Here is a 21,954-nt window from a genome sequence, read left to right as displayed (position 1 = left end):
GACCGAGGTCAGCCGGCGTTGGCCGGTGACGGGAGCGGCACACCCAGCCCGGCGGCGACCTCCGCCAGTCCGGCGAAGACCGACGGCTGGAGCGCGACACCCTCGCGCGACGCCCGGTCGTACCGGCTGGCTTCGATGTCACCGGGCAGGTGAACCTGCTCCGTGCCGGGCGCCAGCGCGGAGCCGAGCACCTGGTCGGCCAGGTCGTCGACCCGGCGGGCGAGCTCCTCCGCGTCCTCGGCGAACGCCTCGGCGTCCAGGGCGAGGAAGAAGTGCGCGCAGTCGTTGGGCACCGACACGTCGGCGTAGAGGCCTTGGACGCCCCGGCCGTACGCCCCACCGGACAGCACCCCGGTCAGTACGTCGATCATGAGCGCGAGACCGTATCCCTTGTGGGCGCCGGACGGCAGCAGCAGTCCCTTCAGGGCGGCGGCCGGATCGGTGGTGGGCCGCCCCTGCGCGTCGGTCGCCCAGCTCGCCGGGATCTCGCGGCCCTCGCCGGCAGCCAGCCGGACCTTGCCGAGCGCGGCCTCGGAGAGCGCCACGTCGAGAATCACCGGCTTGCCACCCGCGCGGGGTACGCCCACCGCGAGCGGGTTGTTGCCGACCACCGCCGACGCGCCACCAGGGGCGGGCATCAGCGGACGGGTGTTGGCCGCCGCGATGCCGACACAGCCGGTGTTCGCGGCGAGTTCCACGTAGCGGAACGCCCCGCCGAAGTGGAACGCCCGGCGGACGGTGACCACGCCGACGCCGTACGTCTGCGCCTTCGTCACCGCCAGCCGCATCGCCTGGTCACCGGTCAGCTGCCCCAACGCGTGGCCGGCGTCGAGCACCGCGATGGCGCCCTTGTCGCGGACCACCTCGGCCTGCTCGGCCCGGCTGACCGAGCCGGCCCTGATCCGGTCCACGTACATCGGCAGCAGCATCACCCCGTGCGAGGGGATGCCCCGCATGTCGGCGTCCACGAGGGAGCCGGCGACCAGGCCGGCCGCCTGCTCGGAGTAGCCCAGTGCGCGGAAGACCGAGGCGACGGAGTCGGTGAGCCACCGGACCGGGACCGTCGACGGGAAGTTCGGCGCGCTCAAGACCGGTCCGCCCACGGTACGAAGAACCGCTCGACCGCGGCGAGCAGGTAGAACAGCACGACACTCATCACTCCGAGCAGAATCATTGCGGCGAAGGCCAACGCGGTGTCGGCGCTGGCGCCGGAGGCGACAATCGCGTAGCCGAGCCCCTCGGTGGCGCCGACGAACTCGGCGATCACCGCGCCGATGACGGCGAGGGTGATGGCGAGCTTGAGACCGACGAAGAGCTGCGGGATCGCGGCCGGCATCCGGATCATGCGGAACGTCTGCCACCAGTTGGTCTTCAGCGACCGGCCTAGCTCCACCAGGTCGGCCGGGGTGGAGCTGAGGCCGGCGGCGGTGGAGATGACGATCGGGAAGAAACAGACCAGGAAGACCAGGAAGACCTTGGGGAACTGGCCGAAGCCCATCCACACCACCAGCAGCGGCGCGACGGCCACCTTCGGTACGGCGTTGAGCATCAGCAACAGCGGGTAGACGGTGCGTTCCAGCATCCGCGAGGCGGTGACGATCAGCGCCAGCGGCACCCCGATCGCGATGGCCATCAGGAAGCCCAGCAGCGTCTCGGCGAGGGTGACCAGGGTGTTGTCCCACAGGTAGGCGGACTCCTCGACCATGGTCTGCGCCACCTCCACCGGGGACGGCAGGATGAAGCTCTCCACCTCGAAGACGACCGTGATCGCCCACCACAGGGCGGTGGCGGCCACGACGCCGAGCACGGGCGGAAGTTGCTGGGCCCAGCGGGCTGCAACGCCCGGTTTGTCGCGGCTGGTACGACGGGTTTCGGTGACCGTCACCGTGCCACCTCCTCGGGGGTCATGAGCAGGTCGTGCAGTTGGGCGCGCAGCACGCCGAGTTCGGCCGAGTGGCCGTCGCGTCCCAGCGAGCGCGGGCGGGCGATGTCGATTCCCACGATCTGTCGCAGCCGGCCCGGTCGCGGGCTGAGTACGACGACCCGGTCGGCGAGCAGCACGGCCTCGTCGACCGAGTGCGTCACGAAGAGCACCGTCGAGGCGTGCTTCATCTGGAGGCGCTGGAGTTCGACCGTCAGGTCGGCGCGGGTGAGCGCGTCGAGCGCGGAGAACGGTTCGTCCATCAGGAGCACGCGCGGCTGCTGGATGAGGGCCCGGCACAGCGAGACCCGCTGCTGCATCCCACCGGAGAGTTCGTGCGGCAGGCGCTTCTCGAAGCCGTTCAGCCCGACCAGGTCGAGCAGTTCGTGGGCGCGGGTCCGGGCGTCCCGTCGGTCCTGCTTGAACACCTCGGTCGGCAGCAGCACGTTGTCTATGACCGACCGCCACGGCAGCAGGGCCGGACGCTGGAACATGAAGCCGATGTCCCGCCGTGGCCCCCGGATCGTGGTGCCGGCGACGGTTATCTCGCCCGAGGTGGCCTCCTGGAGGCCCGCCACCAGCCGCAGCAGGCTGGACTTGCCGCACCCGGACCGCCCGACGATCGCCACGAACTCGCCGTCGGCGACTTCCAGCGACACCTCGCGCAGGGCCTCCACGTCACCGGCTCGGGTGCGGTAGATCTGCGAAACGTTACGAATTCCGATCATGGTTTCGCCCCTCGCGGTGCGCGCCGCAACCAGCCGCGCGCACCGCCGTCGAAGAGGTGGTTATGGCTTTGCGATGTCGTAGACGCCGATGTCGTCGGCGTTCGGCGTCGACTTGAGGGTGCCGGTGCCGGCGAGGAGATTGATCATCGCCTCCACCCGCGTCCGGTCCAGCTTTCCGGCCGGTCCGCTGTCGCCCAGGACGTACGGCTTCATCTCGGTGAGTTCGGCGGCGGCGACCTTCTCGTCGGCCGTCCGGTCGTGCTTCTTGAGCAGCTGGGCTGCTTCCTCGGGGTGCTCCACCGCGTAGAGCAGGCCCTTGACCAGCGCTGCCGTGAACTTTTCGACCTCTGCGCGGTTGTTCTCCAGCTTCGCGGCGGAGACCAGCAGGCCGTTGCCGTACAGGTCGGGGAGCTTGTCGGCGTACGGCAGCATGGTGACGGTCTTGCCACCGGCCGCCTTCTCCAGCAGCGGCTTGCCGGCAGCGAACTGGCCGATCGCGTCCACCGAGCCGGCGGCGAGCAGCTGCGGGAGCGACTGCGGCGAGGACGGGACGAACTTCACCGACTTCGGGTCGATGCCGGCCGCCTTGGCGTACGCCGGGAAAATGATCATGTTGGTGGAGCCGGAGCTGTCCGCGATGCTGGCACCGGGCAGCTTCTCCGGCGAGTCGATCGCCTTGTCGAGCGAGGCGATGCCGGCCATCGACCGCTGGTGGATGGCGGCCACCACGCGCACGGGCATCTTCTCGTTGGCCAGCGTGGTGATGACCCCGGAGAGGTCGCCGGGGCCGTAGTCGGCCTGCCCCGACCCGATCAGTTTCATGACATCGACGGTGCCGGTGCCGGGCTTGATGGTGACGTTGAGCCCGGCCTCCTTGAAGTAGCCCTTCTCCAGGGCGACGTACGCGTACGCGTCCCGACCGAACGTCCCGAAGGAGGTCAGGTAGGTGACGGAGGTGGCATCGGGGGAATCGACCTTCTCCGAATCACCACAGCCGGCGACGGTGAGTGTGAGAACCCCTGCGGCGACGGCCGCGACGAGACGGGTGCGAGCTGACATGAGACCTCCTGCATCGGCAGGATTTATAAAATGTCAAACTTCCCGGCTCGTCAAGACCTCGTTTCGACGACACCACCTCGCTCCGGCGATTTCGGGCCGGCGACCGCACCCCCGCCAGGCCCACTGACCTGGGGTCGCGTCCACGGAAGTGGGGTACGACCTGCCCGGCATTGGGCGTGTTGCGTAGATGAGAGACAGCCATCGCGTCCGTCGGCGCACCGGTAGGTGTTGCGGGGGGGTGTTGGAACGGTTGCCCAGCCGGGGCTGCACGTGCCGAGCTGGTCGCACCAAGTGATCTGCGGGCCGCGCATCGCCATGATCGACTCGATGATGGCGAGGTCAACCACCTGGCCCCGGCCGGTCAGGTCCCGGCCGCGTAGGGCCAGCATGATGGCGTACGCGGCGGCGAGCGCGGTGACCGAATCGGCCAGGCCGAACGGCGGCAGGGTCGGTGGCCCGTCGGGCTCCCCGGTGGCTGCGGCGAACCCGCTCATGGCCTCGGCAAGGGTGCCGAACCCGGGCCGGGGCGCGTACGGGCCGATCTGGCCGAAGCCGCTGATCCGGGCGACGGCCAGCCGCGGGTTGACCGCGTGCAGCTCATCCGGGCCGAGCCCTCAGCGTTCGAGGGTGCCGGGGCGGAAGTCGAGCACCTTTCACCACAGGCCGACCCCCGTCCAGCAGGCCCAAGAACGAATCCGGCCTCGACGAATACCAGATCCGCGACTGGCGGGCCTGGTACGCCCACATCACCCTGTCCATGGCCGCCCACGCCTGGCTGTCTGTCGCCCGATCCCTTGCCACAAAAGGGAAACCAGCCCCACCGAAAGCATGATGATCGGCTACACCGTACCGGAGATCCGAAGACTGCTCACCGCACTCGTAGTGCGATCAACTCACCCACCCGAGCGAGTCTGGGCCGTCCTACTGGCGCAGAAGACGCCAACACCAAGTCCGAACCTGCCACTACCGAGGATGCGGCTACCCATGCACAACTGGCGAGACAACGGCGCTCTGACATGGACACGTCGTGCCCGACCTCAAGTCAGCAGCAGCCGCCACCTTCGACGCGCTCGGCGCGACGGCGTGGGGCGACCGGTCCCGGGCCGAGTTGCGCGCGTCCGGGGAAACGCTGCGCCGGTCGACCGGCGCGGTCCAGAGCCTCACCCACAGGAGATGCAAATCTCGCGGCTGGCCGCGCAAGGGCTCAGCAACCGTGACATTGCCGAGCACCTGTTCCTGTCTCCCCGGACTGCGACGACACACCTGTCCCGAATCTATCCCAAGCTCGGCATTCGCTCTCGGGGTGAGCTGGCCCGCGTCGTCGGCAGCAAATAGTGAGCCCTTCATCCTGACCTTGCATGTCGGAGGCGGTATGCGTAGCCCGGGATCGATGAGGGCGAGGCTCCAGGTGAGACAGCTGGACTTCCTGGCCGCATTCGAAGCGGGACTAACGGCCGGCGATGCGTCGTGAGCGGTGAAGGTGATTGATTCGCCTTCCTCACATCTCACGATCCTGGAGCGTCGTCCAAACAGGATTGGGCGACGCGGCCAACGCCAGGACACCTTTCCGATAACTGCCCGTTCGGGGCCGACCGCAGACTACTGGCCCCAGGCCGAAGCGGAAGAGGGCAGGCCGCGGCCTCACCCCCGCAGCCGGCGGACGAGTTTGCGGAGGCCGGACTGCCAGCCGTCCGGGTCCTCGGCCTTGCGGCGGGCGTAGTCGGCTACCTCGGGGTGCGGCAGGATCAGGAAGCGTTCCTCGGCGAGGCCGGCGATCACCGCGTCGGCGACCTGGTCCGTGGTGAGCACCGCGCCGGAGGCGGCAATGACCCGGGCGCCCAGGTGGCCGGCCGCCAGCCCGCCGGCGAGCATCGGCGTGTCGACGCCCTGGGGGCACAGCGCGCTGATCCGGACGCCCTGGTCGCGGTAGGTGACGGAGAGCCACTCGGCGAAACCGACGGCGGCGTGCTTGGTGGTGGCGTACGGGGCGTCGCCGACCGAGGTCAGCACGCCCGCCGCCGAGCAGGTGTGCAGCAGGTAGCCGCCGCCCCGGGCCAGCATCGCCGGGAGGACCGCCCGGGCGGCGTAGACGTGGGAGAGCACGTTCACCCGCCAGGCGCGGTCCCAGCCGGCGTCGGGGACCTCGATCCCGCCGCCGGCGGTGACGCCCGCGTTGGCGCAGAACAGGTCGATCCGCCCGTACCGCTGCTCGGTGTCGGCGACCAGCGCCCGGACCTGTTCCTCGTCGGTCACGTCGAGCCCGACGGCGTGGGCGACGGGGCCGACGCCGTCGGCCACCGCGCGGGCCGCGTCGGCGTCGAGGTCGGCCACCACCACGGTGGCCGCGCCCTCGGCGGCGAAGCGGCGGGCCAGGGCGGAGCCGATGCCGCCGGCGCCCCCGGTGATGATCACTACCCGGTCGGTCAGGTTCACCGCCGCTCACCCCCGCCCAGCCGCGTGACCAGCTCGCCCAGCGCCGCCGCACCGCCGCCGGCCGACCCGGGGGTGGGCAGCAGGGCCAGCACCGGCACGTCGATGCCGGCGTCGGCGTAGCGCAGGACCTGCTCGCGGCAGTGTTCGGGTGAGCCGTGCAGCACCAGCGCGTCCACCACCTCGTCGGGCACCGCCGCGCCCGCGCCGCGCCGGTCGCCGGCGGCCCAGGCCCGCCACATCGGCCCGAGCACCTCCTCCCGGCCCAGCCAGCGGTGGAACGCGGCGTACGCGGGGACGGTGAGGTAGCTGGTGATCAGCCGGCGGCCCAGGGCGCGGGCGTGCGCGGCGTCCTCGGTGGGGCAGACGAAGATCCGGGCGACCACGTCGAAGCCGGAGCGCCGCTCCCCCACCTCGGCGAGTGCCCGCGGCACGTCGTCGGCGGCGAGCCAGTTGAGGATGACGCCGTCGGCCTCGGCCCCGGCCAGCCGCAGCATCCCCGGCCGCAGCGCGGCGAGCAGCAGCGGCGGCGGCACGGCCGGCTTCCGGTCCAGGGTGAACCGGCGTACGGCGAAGGTGTCGAACTCGCCGTCGACCGTCTCGCCGGACAGCGCGGCGCGCAGGAACCGCAGCACGTCCCGGGTGCGCCGGAACGGTTCGTCGAAGGGCACCGCGTTCCAGTTGCCCACGACGACAGGTGAGGACGCCCCGATGCCGAGCGCGAACCGGCCGGGGGCGGCGTCGGCGAGCGCCGCCGCGCTCATCGCCAGCAGACCCGGCCCCCGCGTGAAGACGGGCGTGATCGCGGTGCCCAGGCGCAGCCGGGGCTGCCAGGCGGCGGCGAGCGCCAGCGGGGTGAACGCGTCCGCCCCGTTGACCTCGGAGGACCAGACGTCGGTGAACCCGGCGGCGTCGAGCGCCGCGTAGACCGCGGCATGGTCGGCGAGCGGGATGCCGTCCAACGGCACCGTCATGCCCCATCGCGTCGTCATCGGTCGATGGTGCCCGCTCGCCGGGCCGCAGAGCAAGATCCCGTCGGGGATCCCACTCGTCGGCACTACCGCAGGACGCCCTCGTGCAGCGCCCGCAGCACCGCGTTGGTGCGGTCCCGGGCGCCGAGCTTGAGCAGGATCGCCGACACGTGGTTCTTGACCGTCCCCTCCGCGAGGTGGAGCAGGCCGGCGACCTCCCGGTTGGTGTAGCCCTCGGCGACCAGCCGCAGCACGTCCAGCTCCCGCTCGGTGAGTTCCTGCGACGGTGGGGCGCTCACCCCGACCGGGGACGGCGCCGAGCGGATGGCGCGCAGGAGCCGATCGGTGATCGACACGGCGATGAGCGTTCCGCCCGCGGCGAGGGTCTCGACGGCCCGGGTCAGCTGCTCCAGCGTGACGTCCTTGAGCAGGTAGCCCCGTGCTCCGGCGCGCAGGGCGTCGAGGACGAGGGTGTCGTCGTCGAAGGTGGTGAGCACCAGCACCGGTACGTCCGCCTCGCGCTCGCGTAGCCGTCGCAGGACCCAGATGCCGTCCCGGCGCGGCATGCGCAGGTCGAGCAGGACGACGTCCGGCCGGGTCGAGTCGATCACGTCCAGGGCCGCCTCGCCGTCGTCGGCCTCGCCGACCACCTCGATGCCGGCCATGTCGAGCAGGGTGCGGATGCCCTGCCGGACCAGCGTCTGGTCGTCGACCACGACGACCCTGGTCACGCCGGCACTCCGGTCGTTCCAGCCGCCCGGGTCGTCCGGCTGGGCCATGCGGGTCACCGGGCCGGCATCCGGGCGGTCACCCGGAAGCCCGCGCCGCCGTCGTACGCGATCTCCCCGCCGAGTGCCGCGAACCGCTCGGCGAGGCCCCGCAGCCCGTTGCCGGGGACCACGTCCCGGGCGCCCTGCCCGTCGTCGGCCGCGGTCAGTCGGATCGCGTCACCGTCGCGCACGATCGTGACGCCCAGCTCGCGGGCGTAGGCGTGCCGGAGGGCGTTGGTGATGATCTCCTGTACGGCCCGGACGAGGGCCGCGGTCTGTTCCTCGTTCACCTCGACGTCCTCCCCCACCTCGACCGTCACGTCGAGCCCCGGGATGTCGCGGCCGACGTCGCGCAGCGCCGCCGCGAGATCAGCGGCGGGCTCGGCGCGCAGCGCGCTGACGGTGTCGCGGACGTCGGCGAGCACCTCGCGGGCCACCCTCCCGGCCCGTTCGACATGCTCCCGTGCCGGGTCGCCGGCACGGTGCCGGGCGGCCTCCAGCTCCAGGGTGAGGACGGTGAGCTGGTGGCCGAGCAGATCGTGCAGTTCGCGGGAGATGCGCAGCCGTTCCGCCGTGCGGGCCGACCCGGCCAGCAGCAGGCTGGCCGCGCGCAGTTCGACGTGCGCCCGGGTGAGTTCCCGACGGTGCTGCTGCTCCCGCAGGACCGCCGTGACGCTGAACGTCGTCGCGATCTGGATCAGCCCGTAGAACACCCCGGCGGTGAGCGGCTCGACCAGGCCGTCGCGGACCCGGCTGACGGTCAGGGTGATCACGGCCGTGTTCAGCGCGACCACCAGCAGGTTGACCGGCAACCGGACGGCCTCCGGCCCGAGCGAGGCGATCACCACCAGCAGGATCGGCAGCATGCCGGCGCGGGGTGCGGTCGCGACCACGCCCCAGCCGGCGGCCACCGCGATGCCGTAGGCGGTCCACCGCCGGGACGGCCGGCCCCACTCGGCCACGGCGCCCAGCGCCGCGCCCAGGGTGACCACGAAGAGCCCCATCCACACCGGCACCGGGATGTCGGGTTCGACCAGGCCGAACATCACCGGCGACCCGACGCCCACGCACACGGCGAGCATCACCAGGCCGGACCACTCATCCAGGCCGAGCCGACGCATGCGGCCACCCTAGCCGCCGCGGCCGGCGTGCCACGGGTGCCGAAAGTCATGGCCGGCGGAGCTGACCTCCGGCACAGGCGGCGGGCGGGTGGCGCCGACCAGCATGGGGAGCATGAGCCAACCTGCCATCGAGGTCGAGAACCTGTCCAAACGGTACGGCGAGGTCGTCGCCGTCGACGACGTCAGCCTGGCGGTGGCCCCCGGTGAGGTACTGGGCGTCCTGGGCGCCAACGGGGCTGGCAAGACGACGATGATCGAGCTGATCGCCGGCCTTCGGGTCCCCGACCGGGGACGCGTCCGGGTGCTCGGCCGGGACCCGCGCCGGGATCGCGCCGCCGTACGCCAACTGCTCGGCGTGCAGTTGCAGGAGGCCGAACTGCACTCGGCCCTGACCGTGGGTGAGCTGCTCGGCCTCTACCGCAGCTTCTACCCCGATCCGCGGCCCGCCGAGGAACTGCTCGACCTGGTCGAGCTGCGGGGGCAGGCCAGGACGCGGTTCGAGAAGCTCTCCGGCGGCCAGCAGCAGCGCCTCTCCATCGCGCTCGCCCTGGCCGGCCGCCCGCGGGTGGTGATCCTCGACGAACTCACCACCGGGCTGGATCCCCGTGCCCGCAGGCACATCTGGGCGGGCGTGGAGGGGCTGCGCGACGAGACCGTGCTGCTGGTCAGCCACGCGATGGACGAGGTCCAGCGGCTCTGCGACCGGGTCGTGCTGCTCGACGCCGGCCGGATCGTCGCCCTGGACACCCCCGCCGGGCTGGTCGCCAAGGCCGGCGTCGCAAACCTGGAGGAGGCGTTCGTCCGCCTCACCGGCAAGGAAATCGTCACGGAGGAGAACGCATGAACGAGGTGACCGTACGGCGGCCCGGGGCAGGCTCGTGGCTGACCCTGATCGGGTGCGAGGCGAAGATGGTCGCCCGGGACACGGCCGGGCTGGTCGTACCGATCGTGCTGCCGCTGTTGATCCTGATCATGAACGCCGCTGCCGCCGGCGACCAGGAGGTTGCCGGCGGACGCTCGGCGCTGGAGGTCTACGTCCTCCCGCTGGTCTTCACGATCGTCCTCGCCACGATCGGCATCGTGAACATGCCGAGCTTCCTGGCCTACTACCGCCGCAGTGGTCTGCTGCGCCGGCTCGCGGTCACCCCGGCGTCGCCGACGATGGTGCTCGTCGCCCAGATGGTGGTGAGCCTGGCGCAGGCGGTGGTGGGGATCGGGCTGGCGTACGCCATCGCCGTCGTCGGCTTCGGCGCGCGTCCGCCGGCCGACGTCGGCATGGCGCTCGCCGTGGCCGGGCTCTCGGTGGCCGCGATGTACGGGCTGGGCATGATCGTCGCCTCGGTGGCGCCCACCCCGAACTCGTCGGTCGCCATCGGCCTGATCGCCTTCTTCGCCCTCGGGGCCGTCGGCGGGCTGTTCGGCGGCCCCGATTCCCTACCGGAGCCGGTGGCCCGGGTCGCCTCGTGGCTGCCGTTCGGCGCCACTGTCGAAGGGCTCTCCAACGCCTGGTCGGGGGCCTCGGTCGACGCGTCGAACCTGGCGGGTCTGGCGATCAGCGCAGTCGTCGGTGCGACCGTCGCCGCGTTCCTGTTCCGCTGGGACTGACCAGTTTCCCGGATACCGCCGGTCGGACCCGGCGGGGGTGTTACGACTGCCTGGTGGGCACCCTAGCCGGCGGCGACCGCTGATCATGGCCACCCGCGGCACGCGACAGCTGACACTCAGCACGGAGGAGCCGGGCAGGGCGACCTTCCTGGAGCTCTTCTTCGATCTGGTGTTCGTCTTCGCGCTCACCCGCATCTCCGCCCGCGCGTTCGAGGATCTGGCCCTGGACCCCGGGGGCAACGTCGGCTGGGCGCCGCTCACCGGCGGCGGCAAGACCCTGCTGCTGCTCTTCGCGCTCTGGACGGTCTGGCAGGGCACGGCCTGGACCACCAGCCGGTACGACCCGCACCACATCTGGCTGCAACTGATCGTGGTCAACGCGCTGGTGTGCAGCATGGTGATGGGGGTGGCGATCACCCAGGCGTTCCGCGCCACCGGGATGGCCTTCGCGGTGGCGTACGTGGTGGCGCAGGTCTCCCGGCCGCTGACCCTGTTGGTGGTGCTGGGCCCCCATCCGCTCCGGCGGCTCAAGCTGCGGATGACGATCACCTACGGCGCCAGCGGGGTGCTGTGGATCGTCGGGGCGTTGCTGCCCAGCACCCCGCGGGTGATCTGCTGGACGGCGGCGCTCGCCGGCGAGTACGTCGCCGCGCGGCTCGGCTTCCCGGTGCCCGGCCTGGGCCGGTCCAGGAGGTCGAAGTGGGAGATCGCCGGCGAGCACCTGGCCGAGCGGTACCAGCAGTTCTTCCTCATCGCACTGGGCGAGACGATCCTGGTGGCCGGTCTCGCCTACAGCGGGGGCGTCTACGGGATCGCCCAGAGCGCCGCCTTCGCGCTGGCGCTGGCCACCTCGATCGCCCTCTGGCGGATCTACATCCAACGGGCCGGGCAGATCCTCGGCGAGGCCGTCCGCAAGGCCCGGCAACCAGACACCATCGGCCGGTCGGCGGCCGACACCCACCTGGTGATGGTGGTCGGCCTGACCGGCACCGCGATCGGCTACGAGTTGGCGGTCGAGCATCCGCTGCAGAATCCCGAGGCGTCCTGGATCGCGATGATCATCGGCGGGCCGGCGCTCTTCCTGGTCGGTCGGGCCCGCTTCGAGTACGAGGTGTTCGGCCGGGTGTCCCGTTCCCGGTGGATCGCCGCGATCGTGCTGCTGGCCCCGGTGCCGGTCCTGACGCGCCTGCCGCTGCTGGTGTCGGCGGCCCTGGTCGTCGCCGTGCTGGTCGCGGTCGCGATCGCCGACGCCCGGCGGGCGAGGGGTGCACCGCCGGAGGCGGCAGCGCCACCCTTCTAGCCATCCGCGCGCAACGATCCCTACCCGGTGGCGCGGGATAATCTCCATGCGTGACCTTCTCGCTCGTCGCCCGCTGCCCCGACGGCCGCCGGTACGGCGTCGCCGTGGCCAGCAGGTTCCTGGCCGCCGGCGCGCTGGTCCCGGCCGCCGAGGTCGAGGTCGGCGCGCTGGCCACCCAGGCCCACGTCAACCTCGCCTACCGCCCGCAGGGGCTGACGATGCTGCGCACCGGGGTGGCCGCCGCCGACGTCGTGGCCGGGCTGGTCGCGGCCGACCCGGACCGCGCCCACCGTCAGCTCGGCGTCGTCGCCGCCTCCGGCGCGGGCGCGACCTGGACCGGTCCGAGCTGCCACCCCTGGGCCGGCGGGCAGGCCGGGGACGGCTGGGCGGCCCAGGGCAACATCCTCGTCGGCCCACAGGTGATCGACGCGATGCGGGAGACCTGGCTGGGCGGGGACGCGCTGCCGTTCCCCGACCGGCTGCTCGCCGCGCTGCGCGCCGGGGACCGGGCCGGCGGCGACCGGCGCGGCCGGCAGAGCGCCGGGCTGCTGGTGGTCGAGCGCGGCGGCGGGTACGACGGCAGCGACGTCCTGGTCGACCTGCGGGTCGACGACCACCCCGATCCGGTGACCGAGCTGCGCCGGCTGCTCGCGGTGCACACCCTGCTCTTCAGCCGGCCCGACCCGGCCACCCTGCTCGACCTGACGGGAGCGGTCGCCGCCGAGGTGGGCGCCCTGTTGGCCGCGCTCGGCCACCCCGTCGATCCGGCCCGGCCCGAGGAGGCGCTCTTCGCCTGGGCCGGCCTGGAGAACCTGGAGGAGCGCCTGGTGCCGGGCCGGATCGACCCGGTCGTGCTGGAGCACCTGCGCCGGGCCGCCCCGCACGTGCCCGCGCCGCGCCCGGCGGCCGACCAGCTCGGCGCCGACGCCTGACCCGCTCGACCGCGCCGCCGCACCCGATGCCGTGGGCGTTCGTGACAGCGTTCCAGGCGGGCGGCGCGCACGCGCTGGGCCCCGGCCGGGCCGCCCGGTCAGCCGCCGAAGGAGAGCCAGCGGAAGCCGGCGGTGTCGACGGCGGCCCGCTCCTGGTCGGTGAGGCCGGCCCGGCCGGTCGCCTTGCGGATCAGCGTGAGCCGGTCCCAGCCCAACCCGGGCGGGACGGCCCGCCCACCGGTGAGCAGGTCGGCCACGACCGCCGCCGCCGCCGGCGTCAGCCACGGCCGCCGCTCCAGCGCCGCCGCCAGGTCCAGGCCGTGCACGCCGACCTCCACCACGCGGGTACGCAGGAACTCGGCCAGCGCCATCGCGTCGCCGTGCCGGGTGCGCACCACCCGGCCCGGCGGCGCGGCGTCGACGGCGTCGAGGGCGGCCCGCCAGGCCCGGTCGAAGTCCGCCACCAGCGCCGGCCCGTCGAGTTCCCGGGCCTCCCGCCGGCCGCTGTCGACACGGGCGGCGTCCACGGACGGCGTGAACTTCGCCGCGCCGAAGTAGCCGGCGGCGTCGAGGACCGCGCGGGGCGGGGCCGGCGCGGCGAGCATGTCGACCAGCCGTCCCGCGCCCGTGCGCACGTGCGCCAGCAGCTCGCGTACGGTCCACGGCCGGCAGTCGGTGGGGCGGTCCAGATCCGCCTCGTCGATGCCGCGCAGCGCCTCGCCGAGCCGCTCGCACTCGTCCCGGAACGCCGCCCGTACGTTCTCCACGGTCTTCCCCTCCCCCGTGCCTTCCCGCCCCGGGACCCTCTCACACCGACCTCGCGCCCCCGCCGTTTCGGCGCCGGTCCGGCGGGTACGCGCCGCCGGGATCGACGAGAGGAGCGCCAGGAATGGCCGGGATCATGCTGCGCAGCACCGCGTTCAACGACCACGACATGCTGCCGAGCCGCTTCTCGAAGGAGGGTGGCAACGTGTCGCCGCCGCTGGAGTGGGCGCAGGTGCCGGAGTCCGCGGCCGAGCTGGTCCTGTTCGTCGAGGACCCGGACGCCGGGAAGACGCCCTTCCTGCACTGGCTGGTCACCGGGATCGCGCCGAGCGCGGCCGGGGCGCCGGAGGGCGGGGTGCCGGTGGGCGGCCGGGAGTGGCCCAACGACTTCGGCACGACCGGCTGGGGTGGCCCGCACCCGCCCCAGGGCGACGACCCCCACCGGTACTTCTTCCGGCTCTACGCCCTGGACCGGCCGTTGGAGCTGCCCGACGCGCCGCAGGCGCAGGACGTGCACCGCATGCTCGCCGAGCGGGACCTCGCCAGCGGAACGATGGTGGGCACCTACCGCCGCTGAGCGGGGTCAGCCCTTGACCCGGGGCACCAGCCGGTGCACGGCGGTGAGCACCAGGGCCATCACCACGCCCATCGTCCCGGCGATCCCGGCGGCAGTGCCGGCGTAGCCGACGAAGAGCGGCCGGCGGGCCAGCTCGGCGGGCGGGGTGCCGCGCAGGTCGACCAGCCAGGCCAGGGCGATGCCGCAGGCCACCAGCGCCAGCACGCCGCCGACGCCGAGCACCGTCGCGGCGGCCCGGTGGGCGTCGGCCGACTCCACCTGGGCCTGTTCCCGCTGGGTGATCAGCAGCAGCAGCCCCGCCAGGGCCGCCCAGACCCCGACCACCAGGAACGCCGCGACCGCGTCGCTGGGCCGGTGCCAGCCGGCGGAGAGCGTGGCCACCCCGGCGATCGCGGCGTAGCCGGCACCGAGGAAGGCGCCGAACACCCGTACCTTGCGCGGCAGCACGAGCACCAGGGCGACCGCGACGGACGCGGCGACCGTGGCGTGCCCGCTCGGCAGGCTGTTGCCCGCGTAGATCCGTTCGGGGTCGATCCCGAAGTCGGGCCGGGCCAGGCCGTACTTGAGTAGCTGGGTGGTCGCGTTGGCGCCGGCGATCAGCAGGGTCGCGGTGACGGCCAGCGCGATCCGGCCCCGGATCAGGGCGATGAAGCCGATCACCGCGGTCGCCGCCAGCAGCGAGACGACCGACATGGCGTTGAGGATCTGGTCCACCGGGTCCTCGATGCGGTCCTGGCCGATCCGGTTGCCGGTGAGGGCCACGGTGTCGACCCACTGGCCGACCTCGACGTGCACGGCGACCCGCCACACGGCGAGAAAGGCCGCCGCCTGGACGATCGCCAGGACGACCAACCAGACCGCGGTCCAACCCCTCGGCGTCGCTCGCACCCGCACACCGTAGCGGCCGGCCGCCCTCCCCGATCGGCGGGTGGCCCGCCGCGCGTGGGCGGCTAGGTTGGTGGCGGACCTGAGGAGGTGCGGTGACGCGTACACCGGAACCGGAGACGAGCCCGGCGGACCGGCCGGAGACGTTCACGGACCTGCTCGGCGGGCGCCGGGGCGCGGTCGACGCCACCCTGCCGCCGGTGGCGTTCGCGGTCGGCTGGCTGCTCGGCGGGCACTCGCTGTGGGCCGGCGTGGGCGCGGCGATGGTCTCCGGCACGGCGCTGGCCGGCTGGCGGCTGAGGCGGGGCGACCGGCCACGTTCGGTGCTGATCGGGCTGCTGGCGGTCTGTGTGGCCGCGCTGGTCGCGTTGCGCACCGGCCGCGCCGAGGACTTCTTCCTCGTCCAACTGCTGTCCAACGCGGCCAGCGCGCTGGCCTGGGTGGTCAGCATCGTGGTCCGCTGGCCACTGCTCGGGGTGGTGCTGGGCGCCGTGCTCGGCCAGCGGACCCGGTGGCGGCGGGACCCGGCGCTGCTGCGCGCGTACGGCCGGGGCAGCTGGGTCTGGGCGGCGAGCTACGTGGTGCGGGTGGCGGTCTTCCTGCCGCTGTGGTTCGGCGGCCAGGTGGTCGCGCTGGCGGTGGCCCGGGTCGCGCTGTCCTGGCCGCTCGTGGCGGCGGTGCTCGCGGTGAGCTGGGTGGTGGTGCGCCGGTCGCTGCCGGCCGGGCATCCGGGGGTGCGACACCCGGTCGACCCGACCCGGGCTCCGGCGGAGCCGCAGGAAAATTGAGGGAGAGGCCGCCACGGGGGGAGCGGCCTCTCCGGTGACGTACGTTACTCCGTCCCGGTCCCACACGTGATCCCGTGGCGGCCGGTTTTTCGGGCGTTTTCGCGCCGGGTGCATATCCGGGTGCTGGTGGGGTGGGCCGGCTGCCCCGCTGCGTCGGCCAGTTGACCGGCCCACCCCGGCCTGACCGTGGGAGTCAGGCCGTCTGCCGACCGGGTGTCTCTGTTCCCCCAGGCCCGGTCGGCCTCCGGGTGGACGGGCCGCGCCGCCCACCCGGAGGAGTCGGTTCAGCCGTTGGGGAACAGCTTGCCGTAGTCGGCGTAGGCCATGGCGACGTCCGCCTGTGCCCAGAACCGGTGGTACCTGAACTCCGGCTCGGGTCCGCCGTCCAGGTACGCCTGGACCTTCGGCCAGGCCGGGTCGTTCTTGTAGAAGGAACGGATGTCGAGGAAGCTCTTGCCCGGTGCGATGGCGTCACCGTTGGCCATCGTTCCCGTCCAGCCCGGCGGCACGTAGAGGCCCTGGCCGGTGCTGGCGTCGTAGGTGTCGTCGAAGCGGCGGTAGTCACCCCGCTTCTCCACCGTGGACACGCCCTGGGCGTCGCTGGCGCCGTGCAGCGCGTCCAGCAGGCCCTTGGCGGTGTTCTTCGCCGCCGCGTTGCCCGACTTGGCCGCGTACGCGATCAGGGTGCGGGCGTAGGCGGCGGCGATGCCGACGTCCTGGCCCTTCACCGTGACCTCGACGTGCAGGTTGGTGTTGGGCTGCGGGTTGGCCGGGTTCCAGGTGGTCGGCTGGCCGGTCCACTTCATGTCCGAGGGGATCGACCAGTTGGTGCCGACCGTGGTGTTGGCGATCGCCCACGGCACCCACTTGTCCAGCAGGGCCTTGGCCTTGGCGTTGCCGGTCTCCAGGTACAGCTCGGCGATGCGCTGCATCGACCAGGCCTGCATGCCGAACCACTGGTTCGACGGCGGGTCGTTGTAGACCGGGTCGACGTCGTAGTACATGCCGTAGAACGTCGACGTGCCGGCCGGCGGCTGGCCGTAGTGGCCGCCCCAGCTGTTGGTCGCGCCACCGGCGATGCCGCCCTCGGCGGACTGGAGCCAGGTGTAGAACTCCAGCTGCCGCTCGAAGCTCTTGGTCCAGTCGGCGACCGCGGTCGGCGACTTCGGCTTCAGCTCGTTGATGTTGGTCAGCGCCCAGGCCGCGAACGGGTTCTGGTAGCCGAAGTGGTTGTGGCTGGAGCCGATCCGCCACGACCAGTTCTGGTTCGGCTCGTACGCGCCGCCCCAGGCGTAGTACCAGGACATCAGGTAGTGCGCCGAGTCCTTGCCGGTGCCGGCCGGGCAGGTGCTGGCCCCGACGCAGTTGCCGATCTTCTTGAAGTACTTGTCGAACATGGCGTACCGCAGGTAGTCACCCATCTTCGCGGCCTTGGCCACGGTGGCCGCCACGTCGGCCTCCTTGCCCTGCTCCTTGGCCCAGGTCAGGGCCCAGTACGCGGCCTGCACGGCGCGGGCGTCGGCGTCGGGGGCGTTGGTGTACTTCCACTGCTTCGCCGGCGCGTTCGCCTCCTTGACGAACAGGTCGAGGTAGCCGTACCGGCCGCCGTGGGCGAAGGTGTCGCAGGACGGCTGCGGCACGGTCTCCCACACCGACTCCTGGGTGCCCCGCTGGAAGGTGTTGATGTACGCCGGCCGGCTGGTGCCGTCGCCGCAGCGGCCGTAGCCGTAGGTGTTGTCCACGTCGAGCAGCCAGTGCATGCCGTAGATGTCACCGGTGCCGTAGGTGTTCTGCAGCTCCGCGCGCAGCGGGTCCTGGCCGACCGGCACGGACGGCTCCAGCGCCGACGGGTACTGGCTGGGCAGGTCGTGCTCGGCCGCGTACTGCGCGGTGCCGGCCGCGCCCGCGGTGGGCTGGTCGGCGTGCGACGGGATGATGTACTTCTCCATGACGTTCCAGGAGTTGTTGAACGGGGCCCAGTTCTGGGTCACCCGCCCGTACTGGGCCTCCAGCCAGAGCCAGAAGCTGAACGCCTCGGACGTGGTCTCGTGCCCGTGGTCGGGCGCCTCGACGATCAGCGTCTCGATGGAGTGGTACGGCACGCCCTCCGGGCTGAAGTAGCCCGAGTTCTTGATCTTGCCGTACTGGTCCAGGAAGCGCTTGACGTAGGTGTTGTCCCCGCCGCCGGTGTCGTTGTCGATCTCGGTGGCGGTGATCGCCAGCGGCGCGAAGCCGGTGGCCGAGGCCGTGACGGTGGCGGTGCCGCCGACCGTGTCGGTGTCCTCCGCCGCCGCGACGGTCACGTTCACCCCGGTGTTCCAGTTGGCCGGGGTCAGCGTCACCGAGGCCGGCGAGACGGTGATGTCGGTGTCGCCGGAGCGGGCGAGGGTCACCGGCACGTTGGCCGTCGGCGCGGCGCTGAGCTTGAGGTTGACCGACGAGCTGCCGCCCTCGGCCACGCTCACCGCCGACGGGGTCGCCACCAGCACCGGCCCGGACGCCTGCGCGACGGTGAAGGCCTTCTCCGCGGTGGCCGTCAGGTTCGCGTTGTCGTACGCCTTGGCCTGCACGGTGTACGCGCCGGCCGGCAGGTCCTCCAGCGTGTAGGCGTAAGGGGCGGTGGTGTCGGTGTTGACCAGCAGGCCGTTGCGGTAGAACTCGACCTTGCTGATCGTGCCGTCCGGGTCGCTGGCGGTGGCGGTCAGCGGCACGTCGGCGGGGGCCTCGAACGGGCCGGCCGGCACGTTCAGCGCGACCGTCGGCGGCTGCTGCTGCGTGCCGCCGCAGGTGACGCCGTTGACCGAGAAGGACGTCGGCTTCGGGTTGGTGCCGCTGTGCGAGCCGTTGAAGCCGATGCTGGTCGAGGCGCCGGTGCCGAGGTTGCCGTTGTAGGACTCGTTGGTGGCCGTGACCTCCTTGCCGGTCTGGCTCCACTTGGCCGACCAGCCCTGGGTCACCCGTTGGTCGCCGGGGAAGGCGAACTTCAGCGTCCAGCCGTTGACCGGATCGCCGAGGTTCTTGATGGTGACGTTGGCGGTGAAGCCGTTGTTCCAGTCGGTGGTCGCGTAGACCACGTCGCAGGCGGGCGCGGCCTGCGCGGCGCCGGCCGGCAGGGTCACCCCGCCGACGGCGAGCGCGGCTGCGGCGACCATCGCCAGGCGGCGACGTCTTGCCAGATGTCTCATGTGCGCGGTGTCTCCTCGGACCTGGCCGGGGACGGAACCCCGGCGGGGCGCCTGCCCGCGAACGGGGATGCGAGGCGCCCGGGATGGTGGTCGCCCGGCCCAGAGGCCGGGTCCGGCGGGCGCGCCCCTGCGGGGCGGCGACTCCACCGGCTGCGCGGATGCCGTACCGGAGACACCGGCTGCCCTCGGCGACCCACGCGTGCGCGATCTGGCTCCGCGTCGCGGTGGCGAACAGTGTGCCATGTATGGAAGCGCTCCCACAATGGCCACAGGCGCATGGGAGCAGCAACATGTTTCGATCTCGTTTTGGGGCTTTCACAAAGCCGTGACGGGCGTTACAGTCGCAGCATCGGTCAATGGGAGCGCTTCCATCGACAGAGTTCCAATTGAAAGATCACCCGGGAACCGTCCGACGACGGAACCTGGGGAATCAGCCCGAAGGCTGACGGCGGGCCAGCCCGGACGCCGCCGTCAGCCATCCCGCCAACGTGGAGGGAGGTGGATCCTCTAGCCACTCGCGTGGCCCGGCTCCCGCGCGACACGCACGGCAGGACGCCAATTCCGCCCGTGCGTGTGCAGCAACGGTGGGGACGGGGGTTGCCCTCCCCCGTCCCCACACTAAACCCCCTCCCAGGATGGGAAAAGAGGCCGACGGAACTGGCCGTGTCGCCGTTCCGACCGGCCTCGTCCGCTGTCCGCCCCCGAACCGACCGGTCGATGCCCCGCCCCGGCGCCTCGTGACCGGCCGGCCGAGCGCCGGCGCGCACCCGCGCCCCCGCTCCCGCGCCGCCGCCCACGGCGTACGCCACACCGCCCTTTCGCCAGCTCCGGTCGCCACCGCCCGGCCCCGGCCCGGCCGGACGCGACCGGCCGGGCGCTTCTGCCCTATGCTTGGGAGCGCTCCCGGCCCGGCGGTGGCCACGTAACCACGAGGAGAACCGATGTCGATGCCCACCCGGCGCCAGCCTCACGGCGCCGCGCTTCCCGCCACCGCCCCCGACGCCGCCGGCACCGGGTCGGACGCCGGCACCGCCGGTGTCGAGGCAGGCGGCGGGAACCGGTCCGACGACACCGCGTCGCGGACCGACGAGACGCCGGCGGGCGGCCTACGCTTCCCCCCGGGCTTCGTCTGGGGCGCAGCCACATCGGCGTACCAGATCGAGGGCGCGGCCAAGGATGACGGCCGGGGCGAGTCGGTCTGGGACACCTTCAGCCACACGCCGGGGCGCACCCGCAACGGCGACACCGGTGACGTCGCGGCCGACCACTACCACCGGTACGCCGAGGACCTCGACCTGATGCGCGACCTCGGGCTGGGCAGCTACCGGTTCTCCATCTCCTGGCCGCGCGTGCAGGCCGACGGCACCGGCGCGCCCAACCAGCGCGGCCTGGACTTCTACCGCCGCCTCGTCGACGGGCTGCACGAGCGGGGCATCACGCCGATGGCCACGCTGTTCCACTGGGACCTGCCGCAGTCCCTGCAGGACGCGGGCGGCTGGGAGTCACGCGACGTCGCCCACCGGTTCGCCGACTACGCCGACATCGTCTTCCGCGCGCTCGGCGACCGGGTGCCGGTCTGGCTGACGATCAACGAGCCGAAGACCGTGGTGCAGAACGGCTACCTCGAGGGCCACCACGCCCCCGGCCGGCAGGACCCCGCCGCCGCGTACCTGGTGGCCCACCACCTCCACCTCGCCCACGGGCTCGCCGTCGCGGCCCTGCGTGCCACCGGCTCCGGGCGGATCGGCCCGGCCCTCAACCTGCACCCGTGCTACCCGGCCGACGACTCGCCCGAGGCGGCCCGCGCCGCCCGGCTCTACGACGGCTACGAGAACCGCCTCTACCTCGACCCGATCCTCACCGGCCGCTACCCGCAGGACGTGCTGGACGACCTCGGCCCCGACAGCCGGCTCGCCCGCGGCATCCACGACGGGGACCTCGCGACCATCTCCACGCCGGTGGACCTGCTCGCCGTGCAGTACTACACGCCGTACTACCTCACCGGCGACGGCCGGACGACCCCGCGCTGGCCCACCTCGCAGGCGCCCTGGCAGCAGATCTACCCCGACGGGATGTACGACGTCCTCACCCGGGTGACCCGCGACTACGGCCCGGTCCCGCTCACCGTCACCGAGAACGGGCTGCCCAGCCCGGACACCCTCGGCCCGGACGGCACGGTCGACGACAGCGGCCGGATCACCTTCCTGCGCGACCACCTCGCCGCCGTCCACCGGGCCGTGGCCGACGGCGTGCCGCTGGAGAGCTACCACGTCTGGTCCCTGCTCGACAACTTCGAGTGGGACGCGGGATACGAGCAGCGCTGGGGCCTGGTCTACGTGGACTACCCGACCCAGCGGCGCGTACCCAAGCGCAGCGCGCACTGGTACCGCCAGGTCATCGCCGCCAACGGCCTCTGACCGGCGGCACCCGTACCCCGGCGCCGTCGGCGGGTGCCGGGGTACGGGTGCGCCCGCCGACGGACGCACCCGCCCCCGGGTCAGCGGGGCAGGGCCTGCTGGAGTTCCGCCCGCAGTGCCGGGGTGAGCATCTCCCCCGCCTGCTTGGCCAGTCGGGCCATCTCGTAGCCGACCACGCCGATGTCGGCGTCCGCCCCGGCCAGCGTGGCCAGGATGGAGCCGTCGCGCACCTGCATGACCAGGAAGTAGCCGCGCCCCATCTCGACGACCGTCTGCTTGACCACGTCCCCGTCGAACATCTGCGCCGCGCCCGCGGTGATGCTCATCAGCCCGGAGGTCACCGCGGCGAGCTTGTCGGCATGGTCCCGGGGCAGGTGGTCGGAGATCGCGACCAGCAGGCCGTCGGAGGAGACCACGATCGCGTGCACCACCCCCGGCACCCGCTCCGTGAACCCACTGACCAGCCAGCTCAGGTCGCGCGCCTCCCGGCTCAACGTCGT

General features: G+C 72.6%; 21 protein-coding genes and 1 pseudogene. 9 read left to right on the top strand and 13 right to left on the bottom strand.

The window, feature by feature from the left end; translation table 11 throughout:
- Nucleotides 1-8: 8 nt before the first annotated feature.
- Genes ABZ809_RS07485 through ABZ809_RS07465 form a run of 5 tightly spaced genes read right to left on the bottom strand, consistent with a single transcriptional unit; the run spans nt 9 to nt 4,268 of the window.
- A complete protein-coding gene (locus ABZ809_RS07485; protein ID WP_357561616.1) occupies nt 9-1,088 on the bottom strand; it encodes an Ldh family oxidoreductase in 1,080 nt (359 codons plus the stop codon).
- Nucleotides 1,085-1,885: an ABC transporter permease gene (locus ABZ809_RS07480; protein WP_357561615.1), complete on the bottom strand. Its 801-nt coding sequence runs from the start codon at nt 1,883-1,885 to the stop codon at nt 1,085-1,087. The genes ABZ809_RS07485 and ABZ809_RS07480 overlap by 4 nt, the downstream gene beginning before the upstream one ends.
- Entirely contained in the window at nt 1,882-2,649 is a 768-nt protein-coding gene (locus ABZ809_RS07475) for an ABC transporter ATP-binding protein (RefSeq protein ID WP_357561614.1), read from the bottom strand. The genes ABZ809_RS07480 and ABZ809_RS07475 overlap by 4 nt, the downstream gene beginning before the upstream one ends.
- A 60-nt stretch (nt 2,650-2,709) precedes the next feature.
- Nucleotides 2,710-3,708 carry an ABC transporter substrate-binding protein gene (locus tag ABZ809_RS07470; RefSeq protein WP_357561613.1) on the bottom strand — a complete coding sequence of 333 codons (999 nt, stop codon included), beginning with the start codon at nt 3,706-3,708 and terminating at the stop codon, nt 2,710-2,712.
- A 50-nt stretch (nt 3,709-3,758) separates the two neighbouring features.
- A complete protein-coding gene (locus ABZ809_RS07465; protein ID WP_357561820.1) occupies nt 3,759-4,268 on the bottom strand; it encodes a CoA transferase in 510 nt (169 codons plus the stop codon).
- Between the two features lie 125 nt (nt 4,269-4,393).
- Between ABZ809_RS07465 and ABZ809_RS07460 the strand changes: the two are divergent.
- A pseudogene (locus tag ABZ809_RS07460) lies at nt 4,394-4,540 on the top strand (IS701 family transposase); the annotation flags it as partial.
- Nucleotides 4,537-5,043 carry a helix-turn-helix transcriptional regulator gene (locus tag ABZ809_RS07455; RefSeq protein WP_357561612.1) on the top strand — a complete coding sequence of 169 codons (507 nt, stop codon included), beginning with the start codon at nt 4,537-4,539 and terminating at the stop codon, nt 5,041-5,043. The pseudogene ABZ809_RS07460 and the gene ABZ809_RS07455, both read left to right, overlap by 4 nt.
- Nucleotides 5,044-5,349: 306 nt before the next feature.
- On the opposite strand, the gene ABZ809_RS07450 is transcribed toward ABZ809_RS07455, so the two are convergent.
- The 4 genes from ABZ809_RS07450 to ABZ809_RS07435 all read right to left on the bottom strand — a co-directional run bounded on the left by ABZ809_RS07450 (nt 5,350) and on the right by ABZ809_RS07435 (nt 9,000).
- Nucleotides 5,350-6,141, bottom strand: coding sequence for an SDR family oxidoreductase (locus ABZ809_RS07450; RefSeq protein WP_357561611.1), 792 nt, complete (start codon nt 6,139-6,141; stop codon nt 5,350-5,352).
- On the bottom strand, nt 6,138-7,112 hold the full coding sequence (locus ABZ809_RS07445; RefSeq protein ID WP_357561819.1) for an LLM class F420-dependent oxidoreductase: 975 nt from the start codon (nt 7,110-7,112) through the stop codon (nt 6,138-6,140). Before ABZ809_RS07445 ends, ABZ809_RS07450 begins: the two co-directional genes overlap by 4 nt.
- Nucleotides 7,113-7,195: 83 nt before the next feature.
- Nucleotides 7,196-7,888, bottom strand: coding sequence for a response regulator transcription factor (locus ABZ809_RS07440; RefSeq protein ID WP_357561610.1), 693 nt, complete (start codon nt 7,886-7,888; stop codon nt 7,196-7,198).
- 5 nt (nt 7,889-7,893) lie between these two features.
- Nucleotides 7,894-9,000 (bottom strand): histidine kinase, encoded by a 1,107-nt coding sequence (locus ABZ809_RS07435; RefSeq protein WP_357561609.1) that lies wholly within the window; start codon nt 8,998-9,000, stop codon nt 7,894-7,896.
- A gap of 112 nt (nt 9,001-9,112) precedes the next feature.
- Here ABZ809_RS07435 and ABZ809_RS07430 point away from each other — a divergent pair, with 112 nt between their 5' ends.
- From ABZ809_RS07430 to ABZ809_RS07415, 4 genes are all read left to right on the top strand, one after another.
- On the top strand, nt 9,113-9,844 hold the full coding sequence (locus tag ABZ809_RS07430; protein WP_357561608.1) for an ABC transporter ATP-binding protein: 732 nt from the start codon (nt 9,113-9,115) through the stop codon (nt 9,842-9,844).
- Nucleotides 9,841-10,605: an ABC transporter permease gene (locus tag ABZ809_RS07425; RefSeq protein ID WP_357561607.1), complete on the top strand. Its 765-nt coding sequence runs from the start codon at nt 9,841-9,843 to the stop codon at nt 10,603-10,605. Before ABZ809_RS07430 ends, ABZ809_RS07425 begins: the two co-directional genes overlap by 4 nt.
- Before the next feature lie 85 nt (nt 10,606-10,690).
- Nucleotides 10,691-11,905: a low temperature requirement protein A gene (locus ABZ809_RS07420; RefSeq protein WP_357561606.1), complete on the top strand. Its 1,215-nt coding sequence runs from the start codon at nt 10,691-10,693 to the stop codon at nt 11,903-11,905.
- 50 nt (nt 11,906-11,955) lie between these two features.
- Nucleotides 11,956-12,837, top strand: coding sequence for a DUF1028 domain-containing protein (locus ABZ809_RS07415; protein WP_357561605.1), 882 nt, complete (start codon nt 11,956-11,958; stop codon nt 12,835-12,837).
- A 98-nt stretch (nt 12,838-12,935) separates the two neighbouring features.
- On the opposite strand, the gene ABZ809_RS07410 is transcribed toward ABZ809_RS07415, so the two are convergent.
- Entirely contained in the window at nt 12,936-13,604 is a 669-nt protein-coding gene (locus tag ABZ809_RS07410) for a maleylpyruvate isomerase N-terminal domain-containing protein (protein WP_357561604.1), read from the bottom strand.
- Between the two features lie 122 nt (nt 13,605-13,726).
- Between ABZ809_RS07410 and ABZ809_RS07405 the strand changes: the two genes are divergently transcribed.
- Entirely contained in the window at nt 13,727-14,179 is a 453-nt protein-coding gene (locus ABZ809_RS07405) for a YbhB/YbcL family Raf kinase inhibitor-like protein (RefSeq protein WP_357561603.1), read from the top strand.
- A 6-nt stretch (nt 14,180-14,185) separates the two neighbouring features.
- Here the strand turns inward: ABZ809_RS07405 and ABZ809_RS07400 are convergent, their stop codons facing one another.
- The gene (locus ABZ809_RS07400) at nt 14,186-15,073 is read right to left on the bottom strand and encodes a phosphatase PAP2 family protein (RefSeq protein ID WP_357561602.1); all 888 of its coding nucleotides are present in this window, start codon (nt 15,071-15,073) and stop codon (nt 14,186-14,188) included.
- An 86-nt stretch (nt 15,074-15,159) separates the two neighbouring features.
- Here ABZ809_RS07400 and ABZ809_RS07395 point away from each other — a divergent pair, with 86 nt between their 5' ends.
- Nucleotides 15,160-15,852: a DUF3159 domain-containing protein gene (locus ABZ809_RS07395; RefSeq protein ID WP_357561601.1), complete on the top strand. Its 693-nt coding sequence runs from the start codon at nt 15,160-15,162 to the stop codon at nt 15,850-15,852.
- Between the two features lie 284 nt (nt 15,853-16,136).
- Here ABZ809_RS07395 and ABZ809_RS07390 read toward each other — a convergent pair whose 3' ends face one another.
- On the bottom strand, nt 16,137-19,028 hold the full coding sequence (locus ABZ809_RS07390; protein WP_357561818.1) for a glycoside hydrolase family 48 protein: 2,892 nt from the start codon (nt 19,026-19,028) through the stop codon (nt 16,137-16,139).
- Nucleotides 19,029-19,978: 950 nt separating this feature from the next.
- Between ABZ809_RS07390 and ABZ809_RS07385 the strand changes: the two genes are divergently transcribed.
- Nucleotides 19,979-21,454 (top strand): GH1 family beta-glucosidase, encoded by a 1,476-nt coding sequence (locus ABZ809_RS07385; protein WP_357561600.1) that lies wholly within the window; start codon nt 19,979-19,981, stop codon nt 21,452-21,454.
- Nucleotides 21,455-21,534: 80 nt separating this feature from the next.
- On the opposite strand, the gene ABZ809_RS07380 is transcribed toward ABZ809_RS07385, so the two are convergent.
- A complete protein-coding gene (locus tag ABZ809_RS07380) occupies nt 21,535-21,948 on the bottom strand; it encodes a roadblock/LC7 domain-containing protein (protein WP_357561817.1) in 414 nt (137 codons plus the stop codon).
- Nucleotides 21,949-21,954 lie beyond the last annotated feature (6 nt).

Origin of the sequence: Micromonospora sp. NPDC047074 (genome assembly GCF_040643815.1) — a bacterium.
Lineage (GTDB): Bacteria > Actinomycetota > Actinomycetes > Mycobacteriales > Micromonosporaceae > Micromonospora.
The sequence above is the reverse complement of the archived record's forward strand: the minus strand, read 5'-3'. Positions and strand labels throughout refer to the sequence as shown.